Annotated in this window: 25 protein-coding genes; 14 read left to right on the forward strand and 11 right to left on the reverse strand. The window is 38.2% G+C overall.

Annotated elements, in window-relative coordinates:
• Positions 1–94: 94 nt before the first annotated feature.
• The gene (locus tag BLR37_RS17965) at positions 95–313 is read right to left on the reverse strand and encodes a hypothetical protein (RefSeq protein WP_039482470.1); all 219 of its coding nucleotides are present in this window, start codon (positions 311–313) and stop codon (positions 95–97) included.
• 202 nt (positions 314–515) lie between these two features.
• On the opposite strand from BLR37_RS17965, the gene BLR37_RS17970 reads away from it, so the two are divergent.
• The 4 genes from BLR37_RS17970 (at position 516) to BLR37_RS17985 (ending at position 3,391) form a co-directional block, all read left to right on the forward strand.
• Positions 516–1,082 (forward strand): RNA polymerase sigma factor, encoded by a 567-nt coding sequence (locus tag BLR37_RS17970; RefSeq protein ID WP_090770976.1) that lies wholly within the window; start codon positions 516–518, stop codon positions 1,080–1,082.
• Between the two features lie 8 nt (positions 1,083–1,090).
• Complete coding sequence (locus BLR37_RS17975) at positions 1,091–2,185, forward strand: S1 family peptidase (RefSeq protein ID WP_090770978.1); 1,095 nt, start codon at positions 1,091–1,093, stop codon at positions 2,183–2,185.
• Positions 2,186–2,348: 163 nt separating this feature from the next.
• A complete protein-coding gene (locus BLR37_RS17980) occupies positions 2,349–2,984 on the forward strand; it encodes a peroxiredoxin (protein WP_039482478.1) in 636 nt (211 codons plus the stop codon).
• Positions 2,985–3,193: 209 nt separating this feature from the next.
• Positions 3,194–3,391 carry a cold-shock protein gene (locus tag BLR37_RS17985; RefSeq protein ID WP_029276380.1) on the forward strand — a complete coding sequence of 66 codons (198 nt, stop codon included), beginning with the start codon at positions 3,194–3,196 and terminating at the stop codon, positions 3,389–3,391.
• 148 nt (positions 3,392–3,539) lie between these two features.
• Here BLR37_RS17985 and BLR37_RS17990 read toward each other — a convergent pair whose 3' ends face one another.
• The 4 genes from BLR37_RS17990 to BLR37_RS18005 form a co-directional block, all read right to left on the reverse strand.
• Positions 3,540–4,724 carry a THUMP-like domain-containing protein gene (locus BLR37_RS17990; protein WP_090770980.1) on the reverse strand — a complete coding sequence of 395 codons (1,185 nt, stop codon included), beginning with the start codon at positions 4,722–4,724 and terminating at the stop codon, positions 3,540–3,542.
• A gap of 141 nt (positions 4,725–4,865) precedes the next feature.
• The gene (locus BLR37_RS17995; protein ID WP_090770982.1) at positions 4,866–6,128 is read right to left on the reverse strand and encodes an aspartate kinase; all 1,263 of its coding nucleotides are present in this window, start codon (positions 6,126–6,128) and stop codon (positions 4,866–4,868) included.
• A 1-nt stretch (position 6,129) separates the two neighbouring features.
• A complete protein-coding gene (locus BLR37_RS18000; RefSeq protein ID WP_090770984.1) occupies positions 6,130–6,597 on the reverse strand; it encodes a GNAT family N-acetyltransferase in 468 nt (155 codons plus the stop codon).
• A 1-nt stretch (position 6,598) separates the two neighbouring features.
• Complete coding sequence (locus BLR37_RS18005; RefSeq protein ID WP_090770986.1) at positions 6,599–7,300, reverse strand: YggS family pyridoxal phosphate-dependent enzyme; 702 nt, start codon at positions 7,298–7,300, stop codon at positions 6,599–6,601.
• A gap of 68 nt (positions 7,301–7,368) precedes the next feature.
• On the opposite strand from BLR37_RS18005, the gene BLR37_RS18010 reads away from it, so the two are divergent.
• The 5 genes from BLR37_RS18010 (at position 7,369) to BLR37_RS18030 (ending at position 13,336) form a co-directional block, all read left to right on the forward strand.
• Positions 7,369–7,917, forward strand: a complete 549-nt coding sequence (locus tag BLR37_RS18010) for a DUF4296 domain-containing protein (protein WP_090770988.1) — start codon at positions 7,369–7,371, stop codon at positions 7,915–7,917.
• 3 nt (positions 7,918–7,920) lie between these two features.
• Positions 7,921–10,299 carry an endonuclease MutS2 gene (locus tag BLR37_RS18015; protein WP_090770990.1) on the forward strand — a complete coding sequence of 793 codons (2,379 nt, stop codon included), beginning with the start codon at positions 7,921–7,923 and terminating at the stop codon, positions 10,297–10,299.
• Positions 10,300–10,509: 210 nt separating this feature from the next.
• Positions 10,510–11,601, forward strand: coding sequence for a PQQ-dependent sugar dehydrogenase (locus BLR37_RS18020; RefSeq protein WP_090770991.1), 1,092 nt, complete (start codon positions 10,510–10,512; stop codon positions 11,599–11,601).
• Positions 11,602–11,901: 300 nt separating this feature from the next.
• A complete protein-coding gene (locus BLR37_RS18025; RefSeq protein ID WP_090770994.1) occupies positions 11,902–12,606 on the forward strand; it encodes a CoA transferase subunit A in 705 nt (234 codons plus the stop codon).
• Between the two features lie 70 nt (positions 12,607–12,676).
• Positions 12,677–13,336: a CoA transferase subunit B gene (locus BLR37_RS18030; RefSeq protein ID WP_090770996.1), complete on the forward strand. Its 660-nt coding sequence runs from the start codon at positions 12,677–12,679 to the stop codon at positions 13,334–13,336.
• Positions 13,337–13,491: 155 nt separating this feature from the next.
• On the opposite strand, the gene BLR37_RS18035 is transcribed toward BLR37_RS18030, so the two are convergent.
• Positions 13,492–14,142 (reverse strand): uridine kinase family protein, encoded by a 651-nt coding sequence (locus BLR37_RS18035; RefSeq protein ID WP_090770998.1) that lies wholly within the window; start codon positions 14,140–14,142, stop codon positions 13,492–13,494.
• Positions 14,139–15,668, reverse strand: a complete 1,530-nt coding sequence (locus tag BLR37_RS18040; protein ID WP_143009618.1) for a muramidase family protein — start codon at positions 15,666–15,668, stop codon at positions 14,139–14,141. The genes BLR37_RS18035 and BLR37_RS18040 overlap by 4 nt, the downstream gene beginning before the upstream one ends.
• A 282-nt stretch (positions 15,669–15,950) precedes the next feature.
• Between BLR37_RS18040 and BLR37_RS18045 the strand changes: the two genes are divergently transcribed.
• The gene (locus BLR37_RS18045; protein WP_090771000.1) at positions 15,951–16,430 is read left to right on the forward strand and encodes a Dps family protein; all 480 of its coding nucleotides are present in this window, start codon (positions 15,951–15,953) and stop codon (positions 16,428–16,430) included.
• 314 nt (positions 16,431–16,744) lie between these two features.
• Positions 16,745–18,580, forward strand: coding sequence for a UbiD family decarboxylase (locus BLR37_RS18050; protein ID WP_090771002.1), 1,836 nt, complete (start codon positions 16,745–16,747; stop codon positions 18,578–18,580).
• A 133-nt stretch (positions 18,581–18,713) separates the two neighbouring features.
• On the opposite strand, the gene BLR37_RS18055 is transcribed toward BLR37_RS18050, so the two are convergent.
• The 4 genes from BLR37_RS18055 to BLR37_RS18070 all read right to left on the reverse strand — a co-directional run bounded on the left by BLR37_RS18055 (position 18,714) and on the right by BLR37_RS18070 (position 21,300).
• Positions 18,714–19,187 carry a hypothetical protein gene (locus tag BLR37_RS18055; protein ID WP_090771004.1) on the reverse strand — a complete coding sequence of 158 codons (474 nt, stop codon included), beginning with the start codon at positions 19,185–19,187 and terminating at the stop codon, positions 18,714–18,716.
• 167 nt (positions 19,188–19,354) lie between these two features.
• The gene (locus tag BLR37_RS18060; RefSeq protein ID WP_090771006.1) at positions 19,355–19,549 is read right to left on the reverse strand and encodes a hypothetical protein; all 195 of its coding nucleotides are present in this window, start codon (positions 19,547–19,549) and stop codon (positions 19,355–19,357) included.
• A gap of 12 nt (positions 19,550–19,561) precedes the next feature.
• Entirely contained in the window at positions 19,562–20,941 is a 1,380-nt protein-coding gene (locus BLR37_RS18065) for a hypothetical protein (RefSeq protein WP_090771008.1), read from the reverse strand.
• 38 nt (positions 20,942–20,979) lie between these two features.
• Positions 20,980–21,300 (reverse strand): hypothetical protein, encoded by a 321-nt coding sequence (locus BLR37_RS18070; RefSeq protein ID WP_090771010.1) that lies wholly within the window; start codon positions 21,298–21,300, stop codon positions 20,980–20,982.
• A gap of 353 nt (positions 21,301–21,653) precedes the next feature.
• Between BLR37_RS18070 and BLR37_RS18075 the strand changes: the two genes are divergently transcribed.
• The 3 genes from BLR37_RS18075 (at position 21,654) to BLR37_RS18090 (ending at position 24,577) form a co-directional block, all read left to right on the forward strand.
• Positions 21,654–22,484, forward strand: a complete 831-nt coding sequence (locus tag BLR37_RS18075) for a hypothetical protein (RefSeq protein ID WP_090771012.1) — start codon at positions 21,654–21,656, stop codon at positions 22,482–22,484.
• Positions 22,485–23,136: 652 nt separating this feature from the next.
• On the forward strand, positions 23,137–23,925 hold the full coding sequence (locus BLR37_RS18085; protein ID WP_090771015.1) for a sensor histidine kinase: 789 nt from the start codon (positions 23,137–23,139) through the stop codon (positions 23,923–23,925).
• Positions 23,918–24,577 (forward strand): response regulator, encoded by a 660-nt coding sequence (locus BLR37_RS18090; protein WP_039482540.1) that lies wholly within the window; start codon positions 23,918–23,920, stop codon positions 24,575–24,577. Before BLR37_RS18085 ends, BLR37_RS18090 begins: the two co-directional genes overlap by 8 nt.
• Positions 24,578–24,592 lie beyond the last annotated feature (15 nt).

Below are 24,592 nucleotides of genomic sequence, written 5' to 3' on the forward strand. Positions count from 1 at the left end.
AAAAAGGTAACCCATTAAATTGAAAAAAAATGAAATAAAAGTAAAAAAGGCCTTAAAACTTAATTTAAGGCCTTTTTTATATGTCAAAGTTAGACTAGTGTTTAACTTCAGTTGTAGTAGTTGTAGTTTTTACAGCTGTATCTTTAACTGTAGAATCTTTAACTGTAGTATCTTTTGCAGTAGTATCAGTAACGATAGTAGAAGAATCAGTTAAAGTAGTATCAGCACCTTCAGCTTTTTTTTCTGAGTTACAAGCAACAACTGATAAAGATAAAGCTAAAGCTAAAAAGCCTAATTTGAATGCATTTTTCATTTTTTGAATTTTTTAAGTAATTAATTTCCTGTTAATGCCGCAAAGGTAAAAAGGTAACCCGATAATTTGAAAAAAAGTTAAAATATTTTTTTAGCCGGGTTTGGGTTACCCCCGGTATCAAGATTGTATTAAGCAGGATAGTAGCTATAAATATTTTTTTGTCTAATATTGGGTTACTATTTATAGAAAAATGTATTAACTAGTGAATAACAGTTTAAAGAGTTCAGTTCCAACAGATAGAGAGGTTATTTTAGGTATTCTAAATAACTCAGCAGATACACTTAACAAGTTATACAAGGGCTATTATGCGATGGTTTTGCAATTTATCCTCAATAATAACGGGGATGAAGACGATGCGAAAGATGTATATCAGGAGGCCATCATTATTTTGTATAACAAAGTTAAGGAAGGTAATTTTGAATTGAGCAGCAAGCTTAAAACATATATTTATTCGGTGTGCAGGCGCATCTGGTTAAAGAAACTTAACCTGAACAGTAAAAAGGCCGGCAACATTACCGACTATGAAGATGTGTTTGCAGTAGAAGAAGATGTAGAGCAGCATGAAGAGAAAGACCTGCAGTTTGTAAAGATGCAATCGGCACTTGAGCACCTGGGCGAACCCTGTAAAACCATTATTCAGGATTTTTATATCCACAATTTATCCATGCAGGATATTTGCGAAAAGTTTGGCTACACCAATACAGATAATGCCAAAACACAGAAGTATAAATGCCTGCAAAGGTTAAAGAAATTATTTTTTCAACACTAGTAATTGAAATGAGAAACGATTTGGAGTTAGATGCAATTATTGAAGATTACCTTTTAGGTAAACTTAATCCACAGGAAACTGAGGCCTTTGAACAGTTACGTCGCAATGATGCCACTGTAGATCATAAGGTAGTTTCGCATAAATTCTTTTTAGAATCGATGGAAGCTTTTGCAGAACAGGTGCGTTTAAGGGAGCAATTAAATCATATCCACGCTGAAATTGATGTAGAAAGTCTTGCTGAAGAACTTAGACCACATCCATCAAAGGTGGTGCAATTGTGGCGTAAACATAAATCGGCTCTTGCCGTTGCTGCTTCGTTTTTGGTGCTTTCTTTGGTGTCTGTATATTCTATTCAGCACAACACCCGTCAGAAAGAACAGTTTGTGCTTTTGAGTAATCAGGTAAATAAAGCAATCAAAACACAAAACAGTTTAATCAGAAAAATTAATAATGCACCAGCAACCACAGGTAAGCCTGCGGTTCAAAGCAGTGTAGGTGGTACTGGGTTTGCAATTTCTACAAATGGATATATCCTTACCAATCTTCACGTAATTAACGGTGCAGATTCTCTTTATGTACAAAACAGTAAAGGCGAATCTTTTAAAGTAAAATCTGTTTATACCGATCCTCAGAATGATATTGCTATCCTTAAAATTAGTGATAAGCATTTCAGTAGTTTATCTACTATTCCTTATACCATTAAAAAAACTATAAGTAATATTGGCGAAAACGTATATACTTTAGGTTACCCGAAAGATGATGCAGTATTGGGAGAAGGTTATGTGAGTTCGAAAAATGGCTTTATTGGTGATACAACGCAATATCAGGTAGCCATTTCAGTTAATCCTGGTAACAGTGGAGGTCCGGTTTTAGATAATAATGGGAATTTGGTTGGAATTATCAGCGGTAAGCCAGATCAGACAGAAGGTGCAGCATTTGCAATTAAATCTAAATATATCTTAGAAGCGATGAGAGCAATTCCTCAAGATTCTTTAGGTGCAAATAAGCTAACTGCAAATAAAAGAAGCTTGCTGTCTGGATTAAAACGGACTAAGCAGATTGAAAAAATACAGGATTATGTATTTATGATCAAAGCTTACTAAGCCGAATACCCCCAAATAAATTAATATGCTTAAACCCTGCTGATTCATTTCTGCAGGGTTTTTTGTTTGAATTGTAATTTCTGTGTTGTAAAATAATATAATATCTATGTATTTACTATAGTATTGTTTAGATTTGTTTTAATCAACTTTAAATATTATTGTTATGAGTATAAGACTAGGCGATACCGCGCCAAACTTTCAGGCCAATACCTCAATTGGTGAAATAGATTTTTACGATTATTTAGGCGATAGCTGGGGCGTATTGTTTTCGCACCCTGCCGATTATACACCGGTTTGCACCACTGAGTTGGGTAGAACCGCTGCCTTAAAAGGTGAATTTGAAAAAAGAAACGTAAAAGTGTTGGCTTTGAGTGTCGATTCTGCCGAATCTCACAAAGGCTGGATCAGCGACATTAACGAAACGCAAAACACATCGGTTGAGTTTCCGATTATTGCCGATCCGGATCGTACAGTAGCGAACCTTTATGATATGATTCATCCAAATGCATCTGAAACACTGACGGTAAGATCATTGTTTGTAATCAGTCCCGATAAAAAAGTAAAGTTAACCATAACTTACCCTGCATCTACAGGCCGGAATTTTAACGAAGTATTGCGTGTAATCGATTCGTTACAGCTTACCGCCAATTACAGTGTGGCTACTCCAGCCGATTGGAAAGATGGCGAAGATGTAATTGTAGTGAACAGCATTAAAACCGAAGATATTCCGGCCAAATTTCCGAAAGGACACCAGGTTATTAAGCCATATTTACGTACTACACCACAACCGAATAAGTAATTGAATAAAAATTTTCCTGTTTACGCAACTTTCTTGTTGAAGAGCTAAATTGGGATTGCTTTATATCTGCAAATTATTATATTTGGTAGTTTTGTTTTGATATTAACGCTTTATCTGATTGTTTTATTAACGATAATGATCAATTGGTTAAATTAAATACGAATCAAAGCGTAAGGGTTTATTTATTTTATACAATTTTTTATTTTTTTATGGCAACCGGAAAAGTTAAATGGTTTAATACGCAAAAAGGCTTCGGATTTATTGTACAAGAAGACAATAAAGATCTGTTTGTGCATTTTAAAGATGTTTTAGGTGGAATCGAAAGCTTAAAAGAGAACGATACCGTAGAATTTGAAGTAGCTGAAGGCAGAAAAGGTTTACAGGCAGTAAACGTTAAGAAAGTTTAAGCAATAAAATACTTATTTATTCATCCCCTGCAAAGAGCCTTTCTTAACGGAAAGGCTTTTTGCATTTTTAGCTATTATTGACACCCTATAGAAAAATCGTCATTTCGACCCGATAGCCATCGGATCAGCATGACGCTGGAAGTCTGGGCTAGTAATATTGTACAATCGATGCCTTTAAAATCACATTATCGCCGTTGGCAACCTTGGTAAATATTAAAAACTGATCTTTAGCAGGTTTGATTTTATATTTTTTAACCAGGTCTTCGGGCTTTGCGGGGTAATTTCTTACAATCACATTTCCGGTTAAGTTTCCGGCCTTTTTAAGGGAAGCCGTATTCATGATCTCCTCAATCTGAAAGATCCGGCCGGGAAAAGCATTATTAGCTTTTTTAGCAGTATAAAGCTGCGTTTGTGGATGCAGTTTTAATAAGTTGTAAGTAGTGCCAATTAAGTTGAAAGCGCCAGATTTTAATAAAGCAGCATCTGGCTCGTAAAGGTAATCGGAAGGCTTGAGTTGCTCAGAAAAACTTATAGCAGATTGAATTTGTGATCTCTTGAATGAAAAAACTTTTTCTGTTTCGTTTAAAGTTACCGCTATAATCTGTGTATCCTGAGCCGGTATGCGGTCTATTATCCACAAAAGCTCCTTACATTCGTTTTTTACACTCACGATATGGATTTCGCTCACCTGTTTCAACTCTGCTAAACCCGCAGAAAGATCTAACAAGGGGGCAGTTTTAATGATAATCCGCTGCGCCTTTTCCAATAAAGTATCGATTATGCTTACCACGTCAGGCGTACAGTCTTTAAGCATAAAAACCTTACCTTTTTCGGCCCTTCGTGCAGGGTCTACATAAATGGTATCAAATTGTTTGTTGTTTGTATTTAAGTAGTTAATCCCATCTGTAGCTTCGAAAGTAACGTTGTTAGCTTGTAGTGCCTTTGCGTTGTGATTGGCAATCGCCGAAAGTTCGGTGTTAATTTCGCAATGCGTAACATTTGCCACCTGTTTGGAAAAGTAATAGCTATCTACACCAAAACCACCTGTAATATCGATTAAACTATCGCCTTTGGCTAATTTTGATTTGTATTTAGCGGTAGTTTCAGAAGAAGTTTGCTCAATAGACAGGACAGGTGGATAATAGATTTTAGCCGTTCTGAACCAGGTTGGTAGTTTCTTTTCCGATTTCTTTTTAGCGGTAATCTGCGTAGCAAGCTCGGCCGCGGTAATCCCCTCAAAAGGACTTTTAGCCAGCGCAATCTGATTTACATCTGCAGTTAAGTGTGCGTCGATGTATTGTTGTACGGCAGTGGCTAAAAGGTTGTTGTTCATGGGGGAGTATTGAGTAGCAAGTATCTGGTAGCAAGTATAGAGTATCAAGTAGCAGGTATAGAGTATCAAGTAATAAGTATCGGGTAGCAAGTATTAAGTGCTGATTACAGTCTTGATACTTGATACTCTATACCTGGATTCCTACTTATTCTTCATCACCATCTGGCAGGTGTGGCGGCTTTTAACTTCCAGTAAAATATCTTTGTCAACCGTTACGCGATCTATGGTATGCTGATTGTAATAACGAATGGTTACCAGTTCCAGGCCTTTATTGTATTTTACGGTAAATTCTTCTGAAAGATCTTTAATGAGCCTTTCAACCTGGGTAGGATGATCGTCGACACTCACCGAAAAACTGATAGCAGAGTTGAGCATGGTATTGATTTTAATCTTGTGATTATGGAAAAGCTCAAAAATGTTGCTCAGGTTTTCTTCAATGATAAAAGAATAATCTTTAGGGAAAATTGAAATCAGCGCTTGGTTAACCTTAAAGATGAAAGATGGGATAGGCAAAGGATTGTTCTCTTTCGTAATTGCTGTTCCTTCGCCTTCTGGTGTAAGAAATGATCTTACAAAAAGCGGGATTCCTTTGTTTTGTAAAGGTTTTATGGTTTTAGGATGGATTACCGTAGCACCATAATAGGTAAGTTCTATGGCATCGTGATAAGAGAGCTGCGCAATTTTCTCGGTTTCATCAAACCATTTCGGATCGGCATTGAGTACACCCGGAACATCTTTCCAAATGGTTAAGGCTGCGGCATTGAGGCAGGAGGCAAATATGGCTGCCGAATAATCAGAGCCTTCGCGACCTAATGTGGTGGTGTAATTCTCGCTGGTGCCGCCAATGAAACCTTGTGTTACGATAATATTTTCATCCAGTAAAGGAACAAGGTCTTTTTGTATAATCTGATTGGTTTTAGCCCAATCTACTTTTCCTTCGCGATAGGTATTATCGGTTTGGATATAATTGCGGGCATCGGCCCAAAGTGCTTTATTTCCGCTTTCGTTAAGCCAGGCCGCTACAATTTTCGTCGAAACTACTTCGCCGATTGATACAATCTGATCGTAAATATAATCGTGATCGTTATCGGCCTCATCTTCAATCAGCCAATCAATTTCTACAAAGGTATTGGCCACATCATCGTAAACCGGATTGGGCTTACCCTGAAAAAGTTCTTCGATAATATTAAAGTGAAAATGCTTAACCTCATCAAAAATTGCATGAGCACCTTCGCTGTGCGATAAATAAGCTTGCGTAAGGGCCTCTAATTTATCGGTCATTTTGCCCATTGCCGAAACCACCACGAGCAGGTTGCCTTTCTTGTAATCGCGTACAATATTGGCCAGATTTTTTACTCCCTCAGCATTTTTTACCGAAGCACCACCAAATTTAAAAATATCCATACTAAAATGCCTTGATTTGTTCTTTTGCTAAAGCTGCGTTTAGCCAGCCGCTCTCTAATTGAGCCTGGTATTTGTTGTAGAAATTAATAGCCGGTTCGTTCCAGTCTAAAACCTGCCAAACCATGCCGCTATAATTACCGTTTTTAGCCTCTTCTATAACCTTTTCAAATAATATTTTGCCCAGGCCTTTGCCTCTGAAAGCTTCTGTTACAATAAAATCTTCGAGGTATAAGCGGCATCCTTTCCAGGTAGAGTAGCGGGTGTAATATAAAGCGAAGCCTACAATAACTTCGTCTACCTCTGCAACAAAGGCTTTCCAAACCGGATTTTTACCAAAACCTGCCTCAGTAAAATGATCGAGGGTTACAGTTACCTCTTCTGGTGCGCGTTCGTAAACAGCCAGTTCGTTAATTAATTCTAATAACCTTGCACAATCTTCAGCTACTGCAAATCTGATGTTTAAATTCATACTAATTGGCTGAGATGTTCGATTTGAAATGTTTAATTACTCTTTTTCCAAAAATGCTGCTACCAATGCGTACCATGGTGCTTCCTTCTTCAATGGCTATCTTATAATCCGCGCTCATGCCGGTTGAGATTTCTTTAAAAGCTTCATCTTTACGGAAGAAACTTACTTTGATGCCGTCAAAGAACACTTTAAGTTCGTGAAATTCGATCGCTATCTGTTTTTCATTTTTGGTGTTGGTAGCAATGCCCATCAGGCCCACAATGCGGATGTTTTTCAGCTCGGGGTAAGTTTCATCGCGTAAAAGCTCTACTACTTCATCAAAACCAAGTCCGAATTTGGTATCTTCATCTGCAATGTAAACCTGTAAAAGGCAGTCGATTATACGGTTGTGTTTGGCAGCCTGTTTATTAATCTCCTGAAGCAGTTTTATGCTGTCTACACCATGTATCAACTGAACAAATGGTGCAATATATTTTACTTTGTTGGTTTGTAAATGGCCAATCAGGTGCCATTCTATATCGGCCGGAAGTTGCGCCTGCTTTTCTACCATTTCCTGTACCAGGTTTTCGCCAAAAATACGCTGTCCGGCATTGTACGCTTCTAAAATCGATTCAACAGGCTGAGTTTTTGAAACTGCAATCAGTTTCACGCCATCCGATTCGACTTCGTTTTTATATTGTTTAAGATTATCAGCTATGCTCATTTATAACTATTTTTGGTAAAATTAATAACCTTGCCGCAATTTGGGCAAAAAATAATGATTAATTCAGCATGAAGAGACTAATATGGGTTTTAATGACCGCGGGATTATGGTTGGGCTGTAAACCCGGTATACCCGATGATATTATAAAACCCGATAAGATGCAAAAGATTTTGTACGATATGCATATTGTGGATGGCTACCTGTCTACCATTTACATACCCGACTCGGCCCGTAAAGTAGCTTCGGGATATTATAAGGGTATTTTTAAGAAATTTGAAACCGATTCGGCGCAATACAATAAAAGCCTGAAATGGTACAATGTAAACCCGAAAGAGCTGGATGAAATGTACAAAAACATCCAGAAAATGCTGGCTGCGCAGAAGAAAGGAACTGCTCTGGCCGACAAATTAATTAAAGAGAAAATATTTAAAACCGATTCGATAGCCATTAAAAAGAAATTTAAGGCTGATTCGCTCGCCATCCGGAAAAAGATGAAACCCGATTCAATATCGAAGGTTAAAGCAGTAGCCGAAATTGCCAAAAAGAAAAAAGAGGCCGATTCGCTGATTAAAATTAAAAAAGCCGGGACTTTAGAAGTATCTCCGGTAGTAATGTAAAATATGTTATATCCCGAAAATTGTTTAGAACGTTTAGGATTTGTTGAGATAAGGCAGCTGATTAGCAAACATTGTTTAAGCCCGATGGGACAGAACATGGTGCAAAAGATGCAGGTGATGACCCGTTTTGATCAAATCGATAAATTTTTACGCCAAACCAATGAGTTTAAAAGTATTCTGCAAAACCAGGAACCTTTGCAGATTAATACTTTTTTTGATATTAAATCGCTTGTCGATAAAATCAGGGTAGAAGGTACCTATTTGCTCGAAGAGGAGTGGTTTCAGGTGTATACCTCGCTGCAAACCGTGTTCTCGGTACTTCGTTTTTTCGAAGAACGTGCTGAAGTGTATCCTACACTCGAGGCTTTGTTTGAGCACCTGCCTATTGAAAAGAATATCCTCCGTAAAATAGAAACGGTAATCGATCCAAAAGGGAAGATAAAACCCAATGCTTCGAAGGAATTGCAGGAGATTACTACAGCCATTTCGCGTACAGAGCAGGACGTGCGTAAGCGCATGGATTCGATTTATAAACAGGCCATTGCCAATAATTGGGTAGCAGACGGTAGTTTAACCATACGCGATGGCAGGATGTGTATTCCGGTTTTGGCCGAGAACAAACGGAAACTGAAAGGTTTTGTGCATGATGAATCGGCAACGGGGCAAACGGTTTATATTGAACCGGAAGAAGTATTTACGTTAAATAATAAGCTGCGCGATTTGGAATTTGATAAGCGCAGGGAAATTATTAAGATACTGATTGCCTTAACTGATGATTTGCGTCCATACTCGCCATTGTTGCTTTCTTATCATGGTTTTTTAACCAAACTGGATTTTGTGCGTGCCAAGGCCTTATTTGCCATGGATATAGAAGCGGAGATGCCAGGTTTGTTAAAAGAACCCAAAACGAAACTGATTAATGCGCGGCATCCGCTGTTATCGATCTCTTTCGCTGCCGAAAAGAAAACGGTTACGCCTTTAAATATTCATATTGATGCCGAAACACGCGTCGTTTTGGTTTCAGGACCCAATGCAGGTGGTAAATCGGTTTGCATGAAAACGGTGGGTTTACTGCAGATTATGTTGCAAACTGGCTTGTTAATTCCGGTTGATGCGAATAGTGAGGTAGGAATCTTTGAAAATATTTTTGCCGATATCGGCGATGATCAATCGATAGAGAGTGATTTAAGTACCTACAGTGCGCACCTGAAAAAGATGCGTTACTTCGTAGAACATGCTTCACCTAAGACCATGGTGCTGATTGATGAGTTTGGTACAGGTACCGATCCGCAGTTTGGCGGACCAATGGCCGAAGCGGTTTTAGAGGTATTGAACAATAAAAAGGTCAGGGGCGTTATTACCACACACTATTCTAATTTAAAGCTGTTTGCCGGCAATACCCCGGGTCTTGAAAATGCCTCGATGCTTTTCGATAATGCCAAAATGAAACCGCTTTATGTGTTGGAGATGGGTAAACCGGGTAGTTCTTATGCTTTCGAAATTGCGCAGAACATTGGTTTACCGAAAGAAGTAATTGCACTGGCAAAAGAGAAAACGGGTTCTAACCAGAACCGGGTAGATACAATGCTGGTTGATCTGGAGCGCGAGAAGAAAAATGTTTACGATGCAAAGGTAAGTTTAGCCAACCAGCAAAATAAAGCCAAAAACCTGGTTGCCGAGAACGAGAAATTAAAGTCGTTTTTAGAAGAAAACCGCAAGGTGCTGATTAAAGAAGCGAAGCAGGAAGCGCAGAATATCATTAAAAATGCAAATAAGCTGGTAGAAAATACGATTGCCGAAATTAAAGAAAAGCAAGCGGATAAGGCAGTAACCAAAGAATTGCGTCAGAACCTGCAAAAAGAGCTGGTTAAAAATACGATTCCAAAAGAAAGGCCAAAACCCGTTCAGGTAGTTGTTGGTGGCGAAATTGAGGTAGGCGATCTGGTTAAATTTACGGATAGCGAAACCATTGGTCAGGTGCTGGAAATTAACCGCAATGAACTGGTGTTGGCTATCGGCGATTTACGTTCGACAGTTAAAAAGAACCGCGTGCAGAAAGTGAGTAACCGCGAAGCTAAAAAAGTGATTCAAAGCAGTGCAAATTCTTTTGCGGGACGGATGAATGATGCTGTTTCTGGTTTCAGGGCCGAGCTTGACCTCCGTGGCAAACGCACCGAAGATGCGCTGTTTGAGGTAGAAAAATACCTGGATAAAGCCATTATGCTGGGTTTCCCTTCCATTAAACTCATTCACGGTAAAGGTGATGGTATTCTGAGAAAAATGATTCGGGATTATCTGCGTAAATATAGTCAGGTAAACCGCATGGAAGATGAGCACGCCGATAGAGGAGGAGATGGGATTACTTATGTGTATCTGAATTAGAGGATTTGAGACACTAGATTTGAGATATGAGAAACTTCTTGTGGTGTCAGATGTTACCATCTGACACCACACCTGAATCTGTTCATTAAGATATAATCTTTTTTACGATTGAATCGTAATGCTATTTATGCGCTCGTTAGAAACAAGCGCAAGCATAAAAACATAAAAACTTTATCATCGTAACGTTGTTATTTTTAAAACGTTACGGTGATGAAAAGAATCCTAATCTGCCTTTTTGTGGTACTGCTGACCACAACTTGCAAAAAGAATGGCGACGACAATAATGAAGAACCTGGCGACCTGCCTGATGTAGAATTAAAGGCTAAAGTTATTGCTTCGGATTTAAGTTTGCCCTGGGAAATGGTTTACGGACCGGATAACTACATCTGGTTTACCGAAAAGGCAGGTAAAATAAGTCGCTTAAATCCTGCAACAGGACAGATCAGTCCGCTTTTAACAATAAGCGAAGTGCGTACGAATGGAGAGGGTGGTCTGTTGGGTATGACCTTGCATCCCGATTTTACGGCTAATCCCTACGTTTATGTGGTTTATGGTTATGGCAGTACTTATAAAGCAAAAGTAGTTAGGTATACTTATTCAGGAAACAGCTTAACCAATCCACTCATTCTGCTCGATCAGATTCCTGCTGCATCTATACATAACGGCTCAAGGCTGTTGATTAGCGGAGGAAAATTGTTTATCAGCACTGGCGATGCGTCAGACCAATCTACACCTCAAAATGTAAATTCTTTAGCAGGTAAAATTTTACGGATCAATTTAGATGGCTCAATTCCTGCTGATAATCCCTATCCCAATAATCCGGTATGGTCTTTAGGACATCGCAATGCGCAGGGACTGGTTCAGGTAGGCAGTAGAATATTTTCTTCAGAGCATGGACCTGATTCTGACGATGAAATTAATATTATTGAAAAGGGAAGAAATTACGGCTGGCCAAATATTAAAGGCTTTTGTAATGAAACCGGCGAGCAATCTTTTTGTTCGGCCAACAATGTTGCAGAGCCCTTAATTAACTGGACGCCAACCATTGCGCCAAGTGGTTTGGCCTATTACAATGCTGACTACATTCCACAGTTTAAAAACTCTTTACTGCTGGCTGTGTTAAAGGGAACGAAGTTGATGCAACTCAAATTAGATGCTGCCCAAACCAAAATTACGGCTACGAAAGATTTTTATGTAAATGCCTATGGTAGGATCAGGGCAGTAACTCAATCGCCCGAAGGTAAAGTTTACATTTGCACCAGTAACGGAAGTGATGATAAGATTATTGAAATTGCGAAATAAAGCTATTTCTTCTTTTTATTTGCCGGACATTTTTTGCAGCGTTTGCCTTTCTTAAATTTCTCGCAGCACTTTTTATGCTCGGCAGTACAACTGAATATAAAGCCCATTCCTTTTTGAAATTCAGGATCGGTGGGCAGTATGAATATGTTTTCTTCTCTCTCGTAAATCATTGCAGCACAAAGGTAATAGTTATTTAGATTAATTCCAATCAATAAATTTACTTTGCCGATTTAAACCATGATCATGCTACAATTAGGTGGGCAATTTGTAATTTAGCCGAACTAACCAATAATTCGTAAAATGATAAATAAAGTGGTATCTGGGGCCGAAGAAGCCATCCGTGATATAGCAGACGGTGCAACGCTGATGCTGGGTGGTTTCGGACTTTGTGGCATTCCTGAAAATTGTATAAATGCATTGGTAAAAAAACAGGTGAAACAGTTAACCTGTATCTCAAACAATGCCGGGGTTGATGATTTTGGCATTGGTTTAATGTTGCAACAACGCCAGGTTAAAAAAATGATTTCTTCTTATGTAGGTGAAAATGCTGAATTTGAAAGGCAATTACTGAGCGGTGAACTTGAAGTTGATTTGATCCCGCAAGGTACATTGGCTACGCGTTGTTTAGCTGCCGGATATGGCATGCCTGCAATTTTTACGCCTGCTGGTGTAGGTACCGAAGTTGCAGCGGGTAAGGAGATCCGCAATTTTAATGGCAAAGATTATTTAATGGAATATGCTTTTGATGCTGATTTTGCTATAGTAAAGGCCTGGAAAGGCGATACTGCAGGGAATTTGATGTTTCGCTCTACCAGCAGGAATTTTAATCCGGTAATGGCTATGGCAGGTAAAATTACCATTGCCGAAGTAGAGGAATTGGTAGAGGCAGGTGAGCTCGATCCGGATCATATTCACACACCGGGTATTTATGTGCATCGCATTTTTCAGGGAAAGGACTATGAGAAGAGAATTGAGCAGAGAACAGTGAGGAAGTCAGAAGTCTGAAATCCGGAGTCGGTAACAGATTTGATCATTCAATTATTCTACCATTCAAAATTCAATCATTTACAATTTTATGTTTTCAAAAGAAGAAATAGCACAGCGTATTGCTAAAGAAATAAAAGACGGCTACTATGTTAACCTGGGGATTGGTATCCCTACGCTGGTAGCCAATTATATCCCCAAAGGAATAAATGTGGTACTCCAGTCGGAAAATGGTTTGCTGGGCATGGGGCCTTTTCCGTTTGAGGGAGAAGAAGATGCCGATTTAATTAATGCAGGTAAACAGACCATTACTACCTTGCCGGGATCATCGATTTTTGATTCGGCCATGAGCTTTGGGATGATCCGTGCACAAAAAGTAGACCTGACCATTTTAGGTGCCATGGAAGTATCTGAAAACGGCGATATCGCCAACTGGAAAATTCCTGGAAAAATGGTGAAAGGCATGGGAGGCGCCATGGATCTTGTGGCTTCGGCCAAAAACATTATTGTAGCCATGCAACATGTTAACAAAGCTGGCGAAAGTAAGCTGCTGCCGAAATGCACCTTGCCATTAACCGGTGTGAAATGCATTAAGAAAATCGTAACCGAGCTTGCCGTGCTTGATATTTTACCCGAAGGTGGCTTTAAATTATTAGAGCGGGCTCCTGGTGTAGGTATCGAATTTATACAGCAAAGTACTGCTGGCAGATTGGTGGTAGAAGGGGAGATTCCGGAGATGAGATTGGATTAATGGTAATTGCTGTGGTTTGTGAAAATATAAACCATGGCATTTAAATAAGTTTGTCACGTTGAGCTTGTCGAAACGTCTTACAATGTATTTATGTAGGTCCTTCGACAAGCTCAGGATGACATCCTAAATTAAGATTGTTTTCTTGTCAGGCAATATTATTCGTTATCTTGTAAAACTGTATTTCTTAACTCATTCGAAATCGCTTCAGTTATCGCAATAATTTCGTCGGGCTCATTTGTATTGTTCATTACTACCTTGTGGCACTCATTGCGATAGGGGAGCAGGTACTCTTTGTAAGCCGGTACCACATGGTTATGCCATTTGTAAAGTACATCATCTTCAGGGTAGCCGCGTTCCAGGCCATCACGTTTAATGCGACGATCCAATGCGATTTCTTCATCGGCATCCACAAAAATCGTATGGTCTAACAGTGCTGCAATTTCTTTAAAGTGGAGAATGAAAAGTCCCTCAACAATAATAATAGGGGCCGATTTAATTTCCAGGATTTTTACAACAGCCAATGGATTATTGAAATTGTATTCCTTTTTATAAACCACCTCGCCGTTAATCAGCTGTTTAATGTCTCTCAAAAACTGCTCGCTATCAATAGTTGAGGGAAGATCGAAATTATACAACTTATTTTCTTCCTGTGTCATTTCGCCTGCCGGAATGTAATAATCATCCTGCGATACCAGCGTTACTTCATCCTGCTTAAAGTGATGAAGGAAACAATTTAAAAAAAATGTTTTGCCAGATCCGCTACCGCCGGCAATACCAATTATAAATGGTTTTTTGTTTAAACTCATTGAGCGCTATAGGTTAAATTACAGAAAAAGCGTTTGTCTAAAGCGCCTAATGAATCGGCTACAGCTTTAGTCATTACAATGATAACATCTTTTGTGGATTCATTCTCTGTAAATTTACCAACAACTTTGGCAAAGGTAGTACGGTTGGTCATGGGGTTGGTAATTTTAATTACCCTTCCAACAGGTGCAGTACGGTGTAAAACCAACATTTTTGTGCCGTCAAGATCCTGGTCGGCAATCCAGACTGCAGTACCTTTTTCCTCAATCTGGCTTAAACCATAAACGCTCGGATCGCGACGTAGTTTAGGATCTTTCACCATGGTACTATCCGGATTGCTTTCCTGATCTTCTTTCGAAGCATCGTTTACCGATTTAGGTTGAGGTGGTTTTGGGATTACCAGTTTCTGATCAACTTTTAGTGTATTGTCGTCAAGCTTGTTTGCTGTTCTGATCTGATAGGCTGTAAGGTTATATTTTTTGGCAATCGAAAAAATGTTTTCGCCGGTAACTACCGTATGGATAAAACTTTCTTCTTTGGGCGCCTGTACTTCTTTTTCTTTAGTTCTGGTGTTTTCGGCTTGTTTTTCTTTAGGTACCTGTACATCGGCAATAATGCCGCCCGGTACTTTTAAAACCTGACCAATGGTAATGGCGTTATCTGGCAAATCATTCAGCTTCCTAATCTGATAAGCTGTTATGCCATATTGCTTGGCAATGGTGAAAATGGTTTCGTTGCGTAACACCGTGTGGGTGCCTGCTGCGTCAGCTGGTTTATTATCCTGAACCGGTTTTTCTTCTGCAGCAGCAACTACTTTACTTTCGTCGATGTTTTTGGTAGCGGGTATTTTAAGTTTCTGGCCAATCCGCAGGTTATTGCCCGATAGGTTATTGGCCTTTTTAACTTCTTCTACGGTAGTGCCATATTTTTCGGCAATTTTGCCTAAAAATTCTTTAGGCTTTACTTCATGCTCAATCATGGTCTGATCAGATGATGGAGTGTTTGAAGTCTGGCTTTCGTTATTGTTTTTTGCCGGAGGCGTTACCGGAGCTGATGAAGAAGCAGTTTGCTCTCCTTTTTTAGCAGGGATTTTAAGTACCTGGCCAATGCTCAGGTTGCTCCCCGACAGATTGTTTAACGCCTTGATCTCGTTAATGGTGGTGCCGTATTTTTCGGCCAGCATATTCAGGTTTTCTTTAGCCTTTATAGTATGCTCAATTACATTACCGGCAGGTACATCTTGTGCAGTAGCTGTAGTACCCGTACCTGTGAAAGGAATATTGGTAGGCACTTTAATAATTACCCCAACCTGGAGGTATTTATTGTCGTTAAAAGCCATAATATCTTTAGGCGCAACGTTATATCTGCGCCCGATAGAGTAATAAGTATCTTTGGCTACGGTTTGGTGAACGATCAGTTTTTTGCCTTTATTGTTTTCTACACCGATAGAATCTCTTGCTGTGCTGGCTTTGGCTTTCGCCACATTTATAGCCAATAACACTACAGCAGATAAATATATTTTATGCATTTATTTTTATGTAAATTTCTAAGTCAAAGGGAGCAATTATACGAAAATATTGTTAACCATCTTAAGTTCGGGTATTCGTTTTTAAGTAAAAATAAGATGACTGTAGTACTGTGTTTTGTATATCCTATTCATTAACAAATGTTTGTGAAATGGTTAATTTAAACCTGTCGAATATAAAACGTACTAATAAATCAGGTATTGTTCAAAAGCCGTTTTTGGCTCAAACTTTTACAAAGTTCACTTGTTTAAATAACATTCAAATACAAGTAAAACAAAACAAAAATGGACGCAAAAGAAATAAGTTTAAACGAAAAAGAAGTAAAACCTGTGGTTGATCTTTTAAACGATTACCTGGCCAATTACCATATTCACTACCAGAAATTAAGAGGCTGCCACTGGAATGTAAAAGGGCAGAATTTTTTCACCCTCCACATTAAGTTCGAAGAATTGTATACCAATGCACAGCTCACCATTGATGAAATTGCCGAAAGGGTATTGACATTAGGTAAACCGCCGCATAGCCGTTTTGCCGATTACATCAAAGAATCGCAGATTAAAGAGATAGATACCATTGGCATGAAAGATTTAGATATGGTGGAGGCTATTTTAGACGATATGGCTACTCTGATCGAACTGGAGCGTGAGGTAATGGAAGCTTCGGATAAAGCTGGTGATGATGGAACCAACGATATGGTAAATAAGTTTATGCAGTTTAAAGAGAAAAACACCTGGATGTTAAGGTCTTTCGCAGGGAAAAGGTAGGTCATTGGTTTATAGTTAATGGTCAATAGTTTATGGTTTAATGCAGTTCATAGCCTAAACCAACCGTAAACTGCCAATTGCCAACTGATTATTGGTTCATTTGTTCATTGGCCATTAGTTCATTGGTCAGACCAACTGTAAACTGCAAATTGCCAACTGATTATTGTTCATTGGTCATTGGTTCACTTGTCAAACTAACTGTAAACTGCCAATTGCCAACTGAATATTGTCTGCAGATAAATAGAAAAGCTGTAAAATCTGTTTATCTGCGGGCTTTTTTATTTGTATAGCAGCGTAAATAGCTATCTTTGGGCATGGCATATAAAAGTTTAGCAGCATGCGTATCCGATCTCGAAAAGCACGGTCATTTAATCAGAATTAAAGCAGAAGTAGATCCCTATTTAGAAATGGCAGCCATCCATTTACGGGTTTACGAGCAACAGGGACCAGCCATTTTATTCGAAAAAGTTAAAGGAAGCCCTTTTCCGGCAGTTTCTAATTTATTCGGTACGCTGGAGCGGTCGAAGTTTATTTTCAGGGATACCTTACCTAAAGTGCAGCAATTGGTTTCGTTACGCAACGACCCAATTAAAGCTTTAAAAAATCCCTTTAAGTATGCAGGTTCAGCCATGTCGGCTTTATCGGCCTTGCCACTTAAAACCCCTTCTGCTAAAAGCAAATTCTTAAAGACCAGTATCAGTCAGTTACCGCAAATTGTAAACTGGCCTATGGATGGTGGCCCCTTTGTTACCATGCCGCAGGTATATACTGAAGACGTTGAAAAACCTGGTGTAATGCATGCCAATTTAGGTATGTATCGCATTCAACTGGCTGGTAACGATTATATTCAGGATAAAGAAATTGGTTTGCATTATCAGATTCATAGGGGGATTGGCGTGCACCAATCGAAAGCCAATGCCTTGGGGCAGCCTCTAAAGGTGAGTATTTTTGTAGGCGGTCCGCCGTCGCACCCCCTGGCTGCGGTTATGCCTTTGCCCGAAGGATTATCTGAAATGACCTTTGCGGGTGCGCTGGGTAACCGTCGCTTCCGTTATTTTTACGATGACGAAGGTTTCTGTATCTCTGCCGATGCCGATTTTATCATTACAGGTACGGTTTATCCGAACGAGAACAAGCCCGAAGGGCCATTTGGCGATCATTTGGGCTATTACAGTTTAACACACCCTTTCCCTTTAATGAAAGTGCACAACGTGTACCATAAAAAGGATGCAATCTGGTCGTTTACCGTAGTTGGCCGTCCACCACAGGAAGATACCAGTTTTGGTGCCTTGATTCACGAAATTGCAGGCTCAGCCATTCCTCAGGAAATACATGGACTAAAAGAAGTGCATGCAGTAGATGCTGCGGGGGTACATCCCTTGTTGTTTGCCATTGGTAGTGAGCGTTACACACCTTATTTAAAAGAGCGCCGCCCGCAGGAAATTTTAACCATTGCCAACCATATTTTGGGCAAAAACCAGTTGAGCCTGGCCAAATATGTTTTTATTGCGGCCAGGGAAGATAATGAGCAGCTGAGTACGCATCATATCGAAAGTTTCTTAAGTCATATTTTGGCACGGATAGATTTCACACGCGATGTTCATTTTTATACCAATACTACTATTGATACACTTGATTATAGTGGTGATGGTTTGAATAGCGGTTCGAAGGTGGTTATTGCTGCTGCAGGTAATGTGAAGCGCGAATTGTGGAGCCATATTCCTGAAAATTTGCAATTGGCCAATGGATTTTCTAAACCTCATATAGCCATCCCAGGCGTATTGGTACTGCAGACAGAGGCTTATATCAGTGCAGAGAAAACTGCCGCTGAAATTGCCTTGCTCAATATGGCTTTAATGGGGCAGGATTTAACAGGCCTCCCGTTAATCGTATTGGCAGATGATGCTGCATTTACCGCTGCAAATATCGATAACCTGGTTTGGGTAGCCTTTACCCGAAGTAATCCGGCAGCGGATATTTACGGTATTAACGATTTTACTATCAATAAGCACTGGGGCTGTAAAGGCTCATTAATTATCGATGCAAGGAAAAAGCCTCACCATGCACCCGAATTAATTAAAGATGCAGCGGTAGAGGCTAAGCTTGATGAGATGAGTAAAAAGGGTGGAGTGCTTTATGGGGTGGTTTAGTTGGATAGAAACTTTAATTTACAAGCTAACTGTTAGAAATGAACTTTGTTAAGTCAATTAATTTGGTGAGTAAGTTTGGTATGTGCTCATCTCGTTACATCTAACCTACTATAAATTACTTTTCTCAGAATGGCTAAATACCACAGAAATTGGCAGCGCCTTTTAAAATCATTGTTGTAAGAAATCCCACAACCAAAGTGAGGATCATTGAGCTAATAGCTTCTATTCCAATTCTAGCAGCTATCGCCGTCAAAGCAATTCCTATTATTTCTTTCAATTTTGCTTCTTCGTCAATAAGTTTTTGTATCTCAGCATTGATCTTGCAAAGAATGTTTTTTATCTGATTAGCTGTTTTATTTCTATTCAACCAATCCAAAAATTTACGAAAAGGGTCCCACATTTCGTAACTTATATTTGTCGAATAGGACTCGGACATCATGCTTGTAATATCTTCCAAATTGGGTTTAATATCTAAATCTTTATCAATTTCCCAATTAATATTACTTCGCATATATCCCAAAGGATCTTTTGAATCAACAGCTGATTTTAGTTGTTTCGATAGAACATCCAAGTCAAATTTTTGATTTATTTCTTCAAGTGCATTCATTTTTTTATCTATTGATTTGCAAGGCCTACTCTATGTGGTTTTCGGCTTCCCCATTTAACATAATTAATGTTAATTTCCAAGATCGGGCATGTCTGATTTTCTGCCTCAATTTTGAGGTTAAAATTGATGACAACTGTTTAGTCAGGAATTAGACTGTTCACTAGTGCTTAAATAATATAATAACTTTGTGTTACTTCAATCTTAACAATATGGTCTTCATTGTTTGGTAAAGCTTTGTGGTCTTCTCCATCCGCTTCTGCTTCGTATTTCGATTTCCTTTTTGGACCTACATACTTTTCACAAGTTGTACAGTCTGCCCTGTAAATAAAGGTAAATGGGTTGTGTTTAATGTTTTGTGGCATAATTGGTTATGTTTAAAAGTTTAAAAATGATATTGGAATTGATAAGCGTAATCCTAGTTCATTTCGTTGAAATGTTTTTAGCTTAGATTCTGAGTTATTTGACAGATCGCTCAATCTGAAATATAATTCAGCGTTTAATTTTGCTTTGGTTTCTTTATCTTTCATATCATAAAATGAATAAAGAAGACCAATGCCGGCATTATAAATGGGCTTACTGTTCTGTGTGAAATTCGCTTCAGGATAAATATGGATTGCGGCTTCATTTTTGAAGAAGAACTTATAATAATCAGCATAAAATTTAGCCGCTAATATTTTTGTTTGATAATCTCCTTTATAGGCATTGAATTTTTTTATAGTTGATCTTTGATTAAGCGAACTTCCATAAAGATTAGTATCATTTATTTCAACTTTAGTTAAGTCGGCAAAATTATCGTCTACGCTTCCCTTGAAACCAATTAGCAAGTAATAGGTTGGCTTACTATAATGATTCCATTTGTATAGATTATATTCTATTGTCATGTTCCAAACAATATTATTTTGTTTTACAATTTGGCTGTCTAAAGAAGAAAAGCGAGGAAGAAATTGATTAAAGTTGTTGTTAGATAAACCTCCGCCTAAACTAATCCATTGAAAGGATATACCGGTGTATTCAAATTCTAAAAGTGCTTTTGCTTTCGCTTTCTGCTCTGCATTTTTAATTTTTTGATCTGCTTCTTTTAAAGAAGGAAACATTTGTTGTTTGAGTAGAAGAGAATCCTTTTGGAATGTTTTCAATGCCAGTTGATATTCCAGATCAGCTTTTCGTTCAGGATTTGAGCCAACATCTTGTAATTTTGAATCTATTGCCTTTATTTCATTAGCCAGTAAGGCAATTTTGCGTCTTAATAGAATAGAATCATGGACGTTAATTGTTTGGCTAATTGAAGTCTCTGCTTTAGCATCATTTATTTTCTTTTTTAGTTTTTCAATTTCATCAGTATAAAATGAAATTGAAGAAGATCTTAATCTGAAATTGTATTTAAAGTTTATCCCCACATTGCTGTTAATTTTGGTTTGATTAAAAATGGCAAAAAAACCATCAGTTATTCCTCCACTCGCATTAATGGATAGCATGTCACCATTTTTGAAATTTTTAGTCGCATTAAAAGCTACTTTGCCATCTTTAATATCAGCAGAGGCGTAATTACCAATAGTTGTTCTCCCACTACTATTGATTACTGCATTAAATTCTCTTTTTAAAATGTTGTTAAAAGCAACTGAATCTAGTTGAAACTCTGAATAAAATGAGCTGAGTTTTTTTGAAGTACTATTTGGTTGATTGTCGCTTATTATTTGACAATTGCCTATGCAGTAGCTGATTGAAAAAATCAAAAATAAGAATATCGTTTTCATAGTTAAGTTTTTAAGCGTGAGAATTTTAAAGATTAGTTTTAAGGAAGCGTTTCTACTATAAAATTTGTAGAGGCGTATATTTTAACACCCTTTAAGTCTGAAGGAAATTTGGCCAAAAAATATGGCTTGGAATGAATGGGGGTAATTACTTCTGTAACAATGCCTACAGGTTTGTTAGCCACAAAATCAAATTCATAAATACCATCTGCAGGCGGTACGATGTAAACATATGGACTTAATTTTCCGTTTGACCATCCGCCGGTTTTAACTGTGCCGTAAGCGTTAATTACTAGGGTTGATGGATCATCTTTAAGTATTTCTAACGTGCTAGAAATTACTGATAATACTTTTTCTGTCATGGTTTTAGGTTTGGTTTTAGATTAATTCGTTGGTTTATAAGAGATCGATTTCCCTTAACCGATTTTCTTATTCAAAACTACTCCCGAAAACTAACCCAAATCAAGCGCGAAACAGCGCGAATTAATACGCGTGAAAAGCGCAATACACTACCGTAAAATCGCGGTATTTTAAAATAAGTAGAAGAAGGAGGGATGGAGCGAAAAGTGATTTTAAACGCATTCTCGCTTATTTTTTAAGTAGGTAAAACCTTGTGTTTCTAGCTGATGCATGGTTTGAGGATTTTTAATTTCAAATCCTCATCGTGTATATTTAGTTGTAAATTTTTATAAACCCTCAAACTAAATTAAAAGCTATGGAACCACTACCAAGTACATTTGTTACCAAACAAGAAAGCAGCTATCGCGAACTATGGTTTAACACTTATAAATATCCAATACTAAATACGATTACATTGTTACAGGAAGGTGAGTCGGAAAATAGGAAACTTGATTTTGGAGATATTGATGTTGCCATTACTTTTTTTGAACAGCTAATTACGGGGCTGGGAGGTGAGGACGGCGTTAGGGTATATTTTGCCTCTCCATCAAGCGATGGCAATGTATACAATGGTAAATGCGGTATACTTACAGTTATTTTCGCTACAACTTGTGGTGCAGATAAAGTAGATAGTAAAAGTTATTATGCTTTTAGTGGAAAAACTTTTGATAAAATCCAGGAAGACCAAGCCAGACGGTGGGTTCATAATTATCAAAATGTAAAACGTAATATTCTTTTCGAAACACTATCAGACAATGACCGCACAAAACTTATTCGTGAAACTAAACATGTATGGTTTAGTTTAGTACAGATTACTGAAACACTTGAAGAAATGAAATATCAAAAAGCTAAGGCAGGAGGTATGGTAACAGGTTTTGGAGTCCGTTTCGTATCTTATACTAACCAAGACTATTCGTTTCCAAAACCAGTACCAAGTGCTGAAGAGAGAAGACAAAGGCTAACCATTGCTTTTTCTTTTATGAATGGGAAAAAGGATATTGGAATTGAAGATATTGATGTTGTAGAGTTTAACGAAAGACTTGCTTTAACGGAAAAGAGATTTTATGGCGATACATTTGATACCGGAGATCCAACCCCTCCACCATCAACAGGAAATAAGGCTGATCTTGATGTTTCAGATGAATAGTAAATACTTATTTTAGATACATATTTAAATTTATGTATCTCAAGTATTTATATCTGATCTCAATTGGTATTTGCTCAACTGCGGGGCTTTACCGAATACTAAACTTAACAAAGCAGCTAAAAACAGTTGCTTTGTTATGTGTTTATACTTTGTTATTCGAAATTAGTGTATTTTTATTTAAGCAAGAGTTTGGTTATCAGGGAAATACATTACCTCAATATAACTTTTTCATTTTGGTAGAGTTCATGTTTTATGCCTATTTCTTTAAACAGATTATCAAAAATGTTTACTTACTTAAAACAATAAACTTATTCTTATTTATGTTTCCGGTGCTCTGGTATATATTTAGTTTTTATTGTTTTAATATACTACAATGGAGCAGTTATGCTTTTGTATTTGGTGGCACATGTATTATCTTTTTTTCCCTTATTTATTGCTACGAAAAATTAACATCAAACGAAACTACATCACTTTTAAATGAAGGCGAATTCTGGATTGCTATAGGCTTAATTCTCTGTTATACCTGCGTTGTACCGTACATGGGGATGTTTCACTATTTGACTATAAATTATGAACAGTTAGCGGTTAAGCTAAAAAAACTAAATTTAATAACGAATATTATTATGTATTTACTGTTTGCTTATGCCTTTTTATGCAAAACGATCAAGACCGCGAAATTCTCTTTGTAATTATCCCCAGTATAATTATTTTTTTTGCACTTAGCAGTGCAATTGTTTTCCTTATGCTTTATTTTCAGAAAAGGAAATTTCAATATGTAAAAGAGAAGAACGAACGCGAAAAACAATTTGCCGAGCAATTGCTGCAATCGCGTTTAGAAATGCAGGAGCAAACTTTCGATAGCATTAGCCAGGAAATACACGATAATGTAGGGCAGTTGCTCAGTCTTTCGAGACTCCAGCTTAGCATTGCAGAGCAAAGTGAAATGAACGATAAAGGCTTACTCGCCGATATTAAAGGCAACATTGGCAATGCACTGACTGATTTGCGCGATATAGCCAAGAGTTTAAGTACCAGTCGTATTCAGCAGCTAACATTAATACAGGCAGTTGAACAGGAATTGCAGCGTATTGGCCGTTCGGGTACGATTAACTGTAGTGTTGAAGTAAGCGGTAACGAGCAAGCTATTGCAGAGCAAAAGAAAATCATCACCTTCCGCATTGTGCAGGAGAGTTTACAAAATATACTAAAACACGCTGCTGCCACAAACATAGCTGTTGGCTTCGAGTTTTTAAACGAACAACTCAATATCAGTATTGCCGATGATGGCATGGGGTTCAGCACAGATGAAAATATAAAAGCAGAAAGCGGCCTCGGACTTCAGAACATCATCAAACGTTCAGAACTGATCATGGGGAAAGCCACTATCAGCAGTACCATAAATCTCGGAACAAAAATCATCCTAACCATCCCGTATGTCTGAAAATATTAAAAATATCGCTTTAGTTGATGACCATATCTTATTCAGAAAAGGCCTTGCGGCACTCATCAGCTATTTTCCGTCTTACAAAATATCGTTTGAGGCGGCCAATGGAAAAGATTTTATCAGACAGCTTGGAATATATGGCGTACCTGATATTGTTTTGCTTGATATCAATATGCCTGAAATGGATGGCTACAGTACCGCTACCTGGTTACGCATTAATCATCCTGCAGTAAATGTACTCGCCCTGAGTACCATGGATGCCGAAACTGCCATTATTAAGATGATTACCAATGGCGCACGGGGTTATGTGTTAAAAGATGCCGAACCTGAGGAGTTGAAAAGGGCCTTCGATGAAGTAATCAGCAAAGGCTACTTTTACAACGACCTGGTGACACGGAAAGTCATGCAGTCGTTAAATTCTCTGGCTGCCCATTCTGAGATCTCGAGCTTTGTTAAACTGACCGAGCGCGAAATGGAGTTTCTGAAATATACCTGCACCGAAAAAACATACAATGAAATTGCAGCCGAAATGTTTGTGAGTCCGCGTACTATTGATGGCTATCGCAATGCTTTATGTGAAAAATTGCAGTTAAAAAGCCGTACGGGATTAGCACTTTATGCCGTAAAAAATGGTATTGTTAAAATTTAGCAGTAGTGGTTAGGA

The organism is Pedobacter soli (assembly GCF_900101435.1).
Classification (GTDB): Bacteria; Bacteroidota; Bacteroidia; order Sphingobacteriales; family Sphingobacteriaceae; genus Pedobacter; species Pedobacter soli.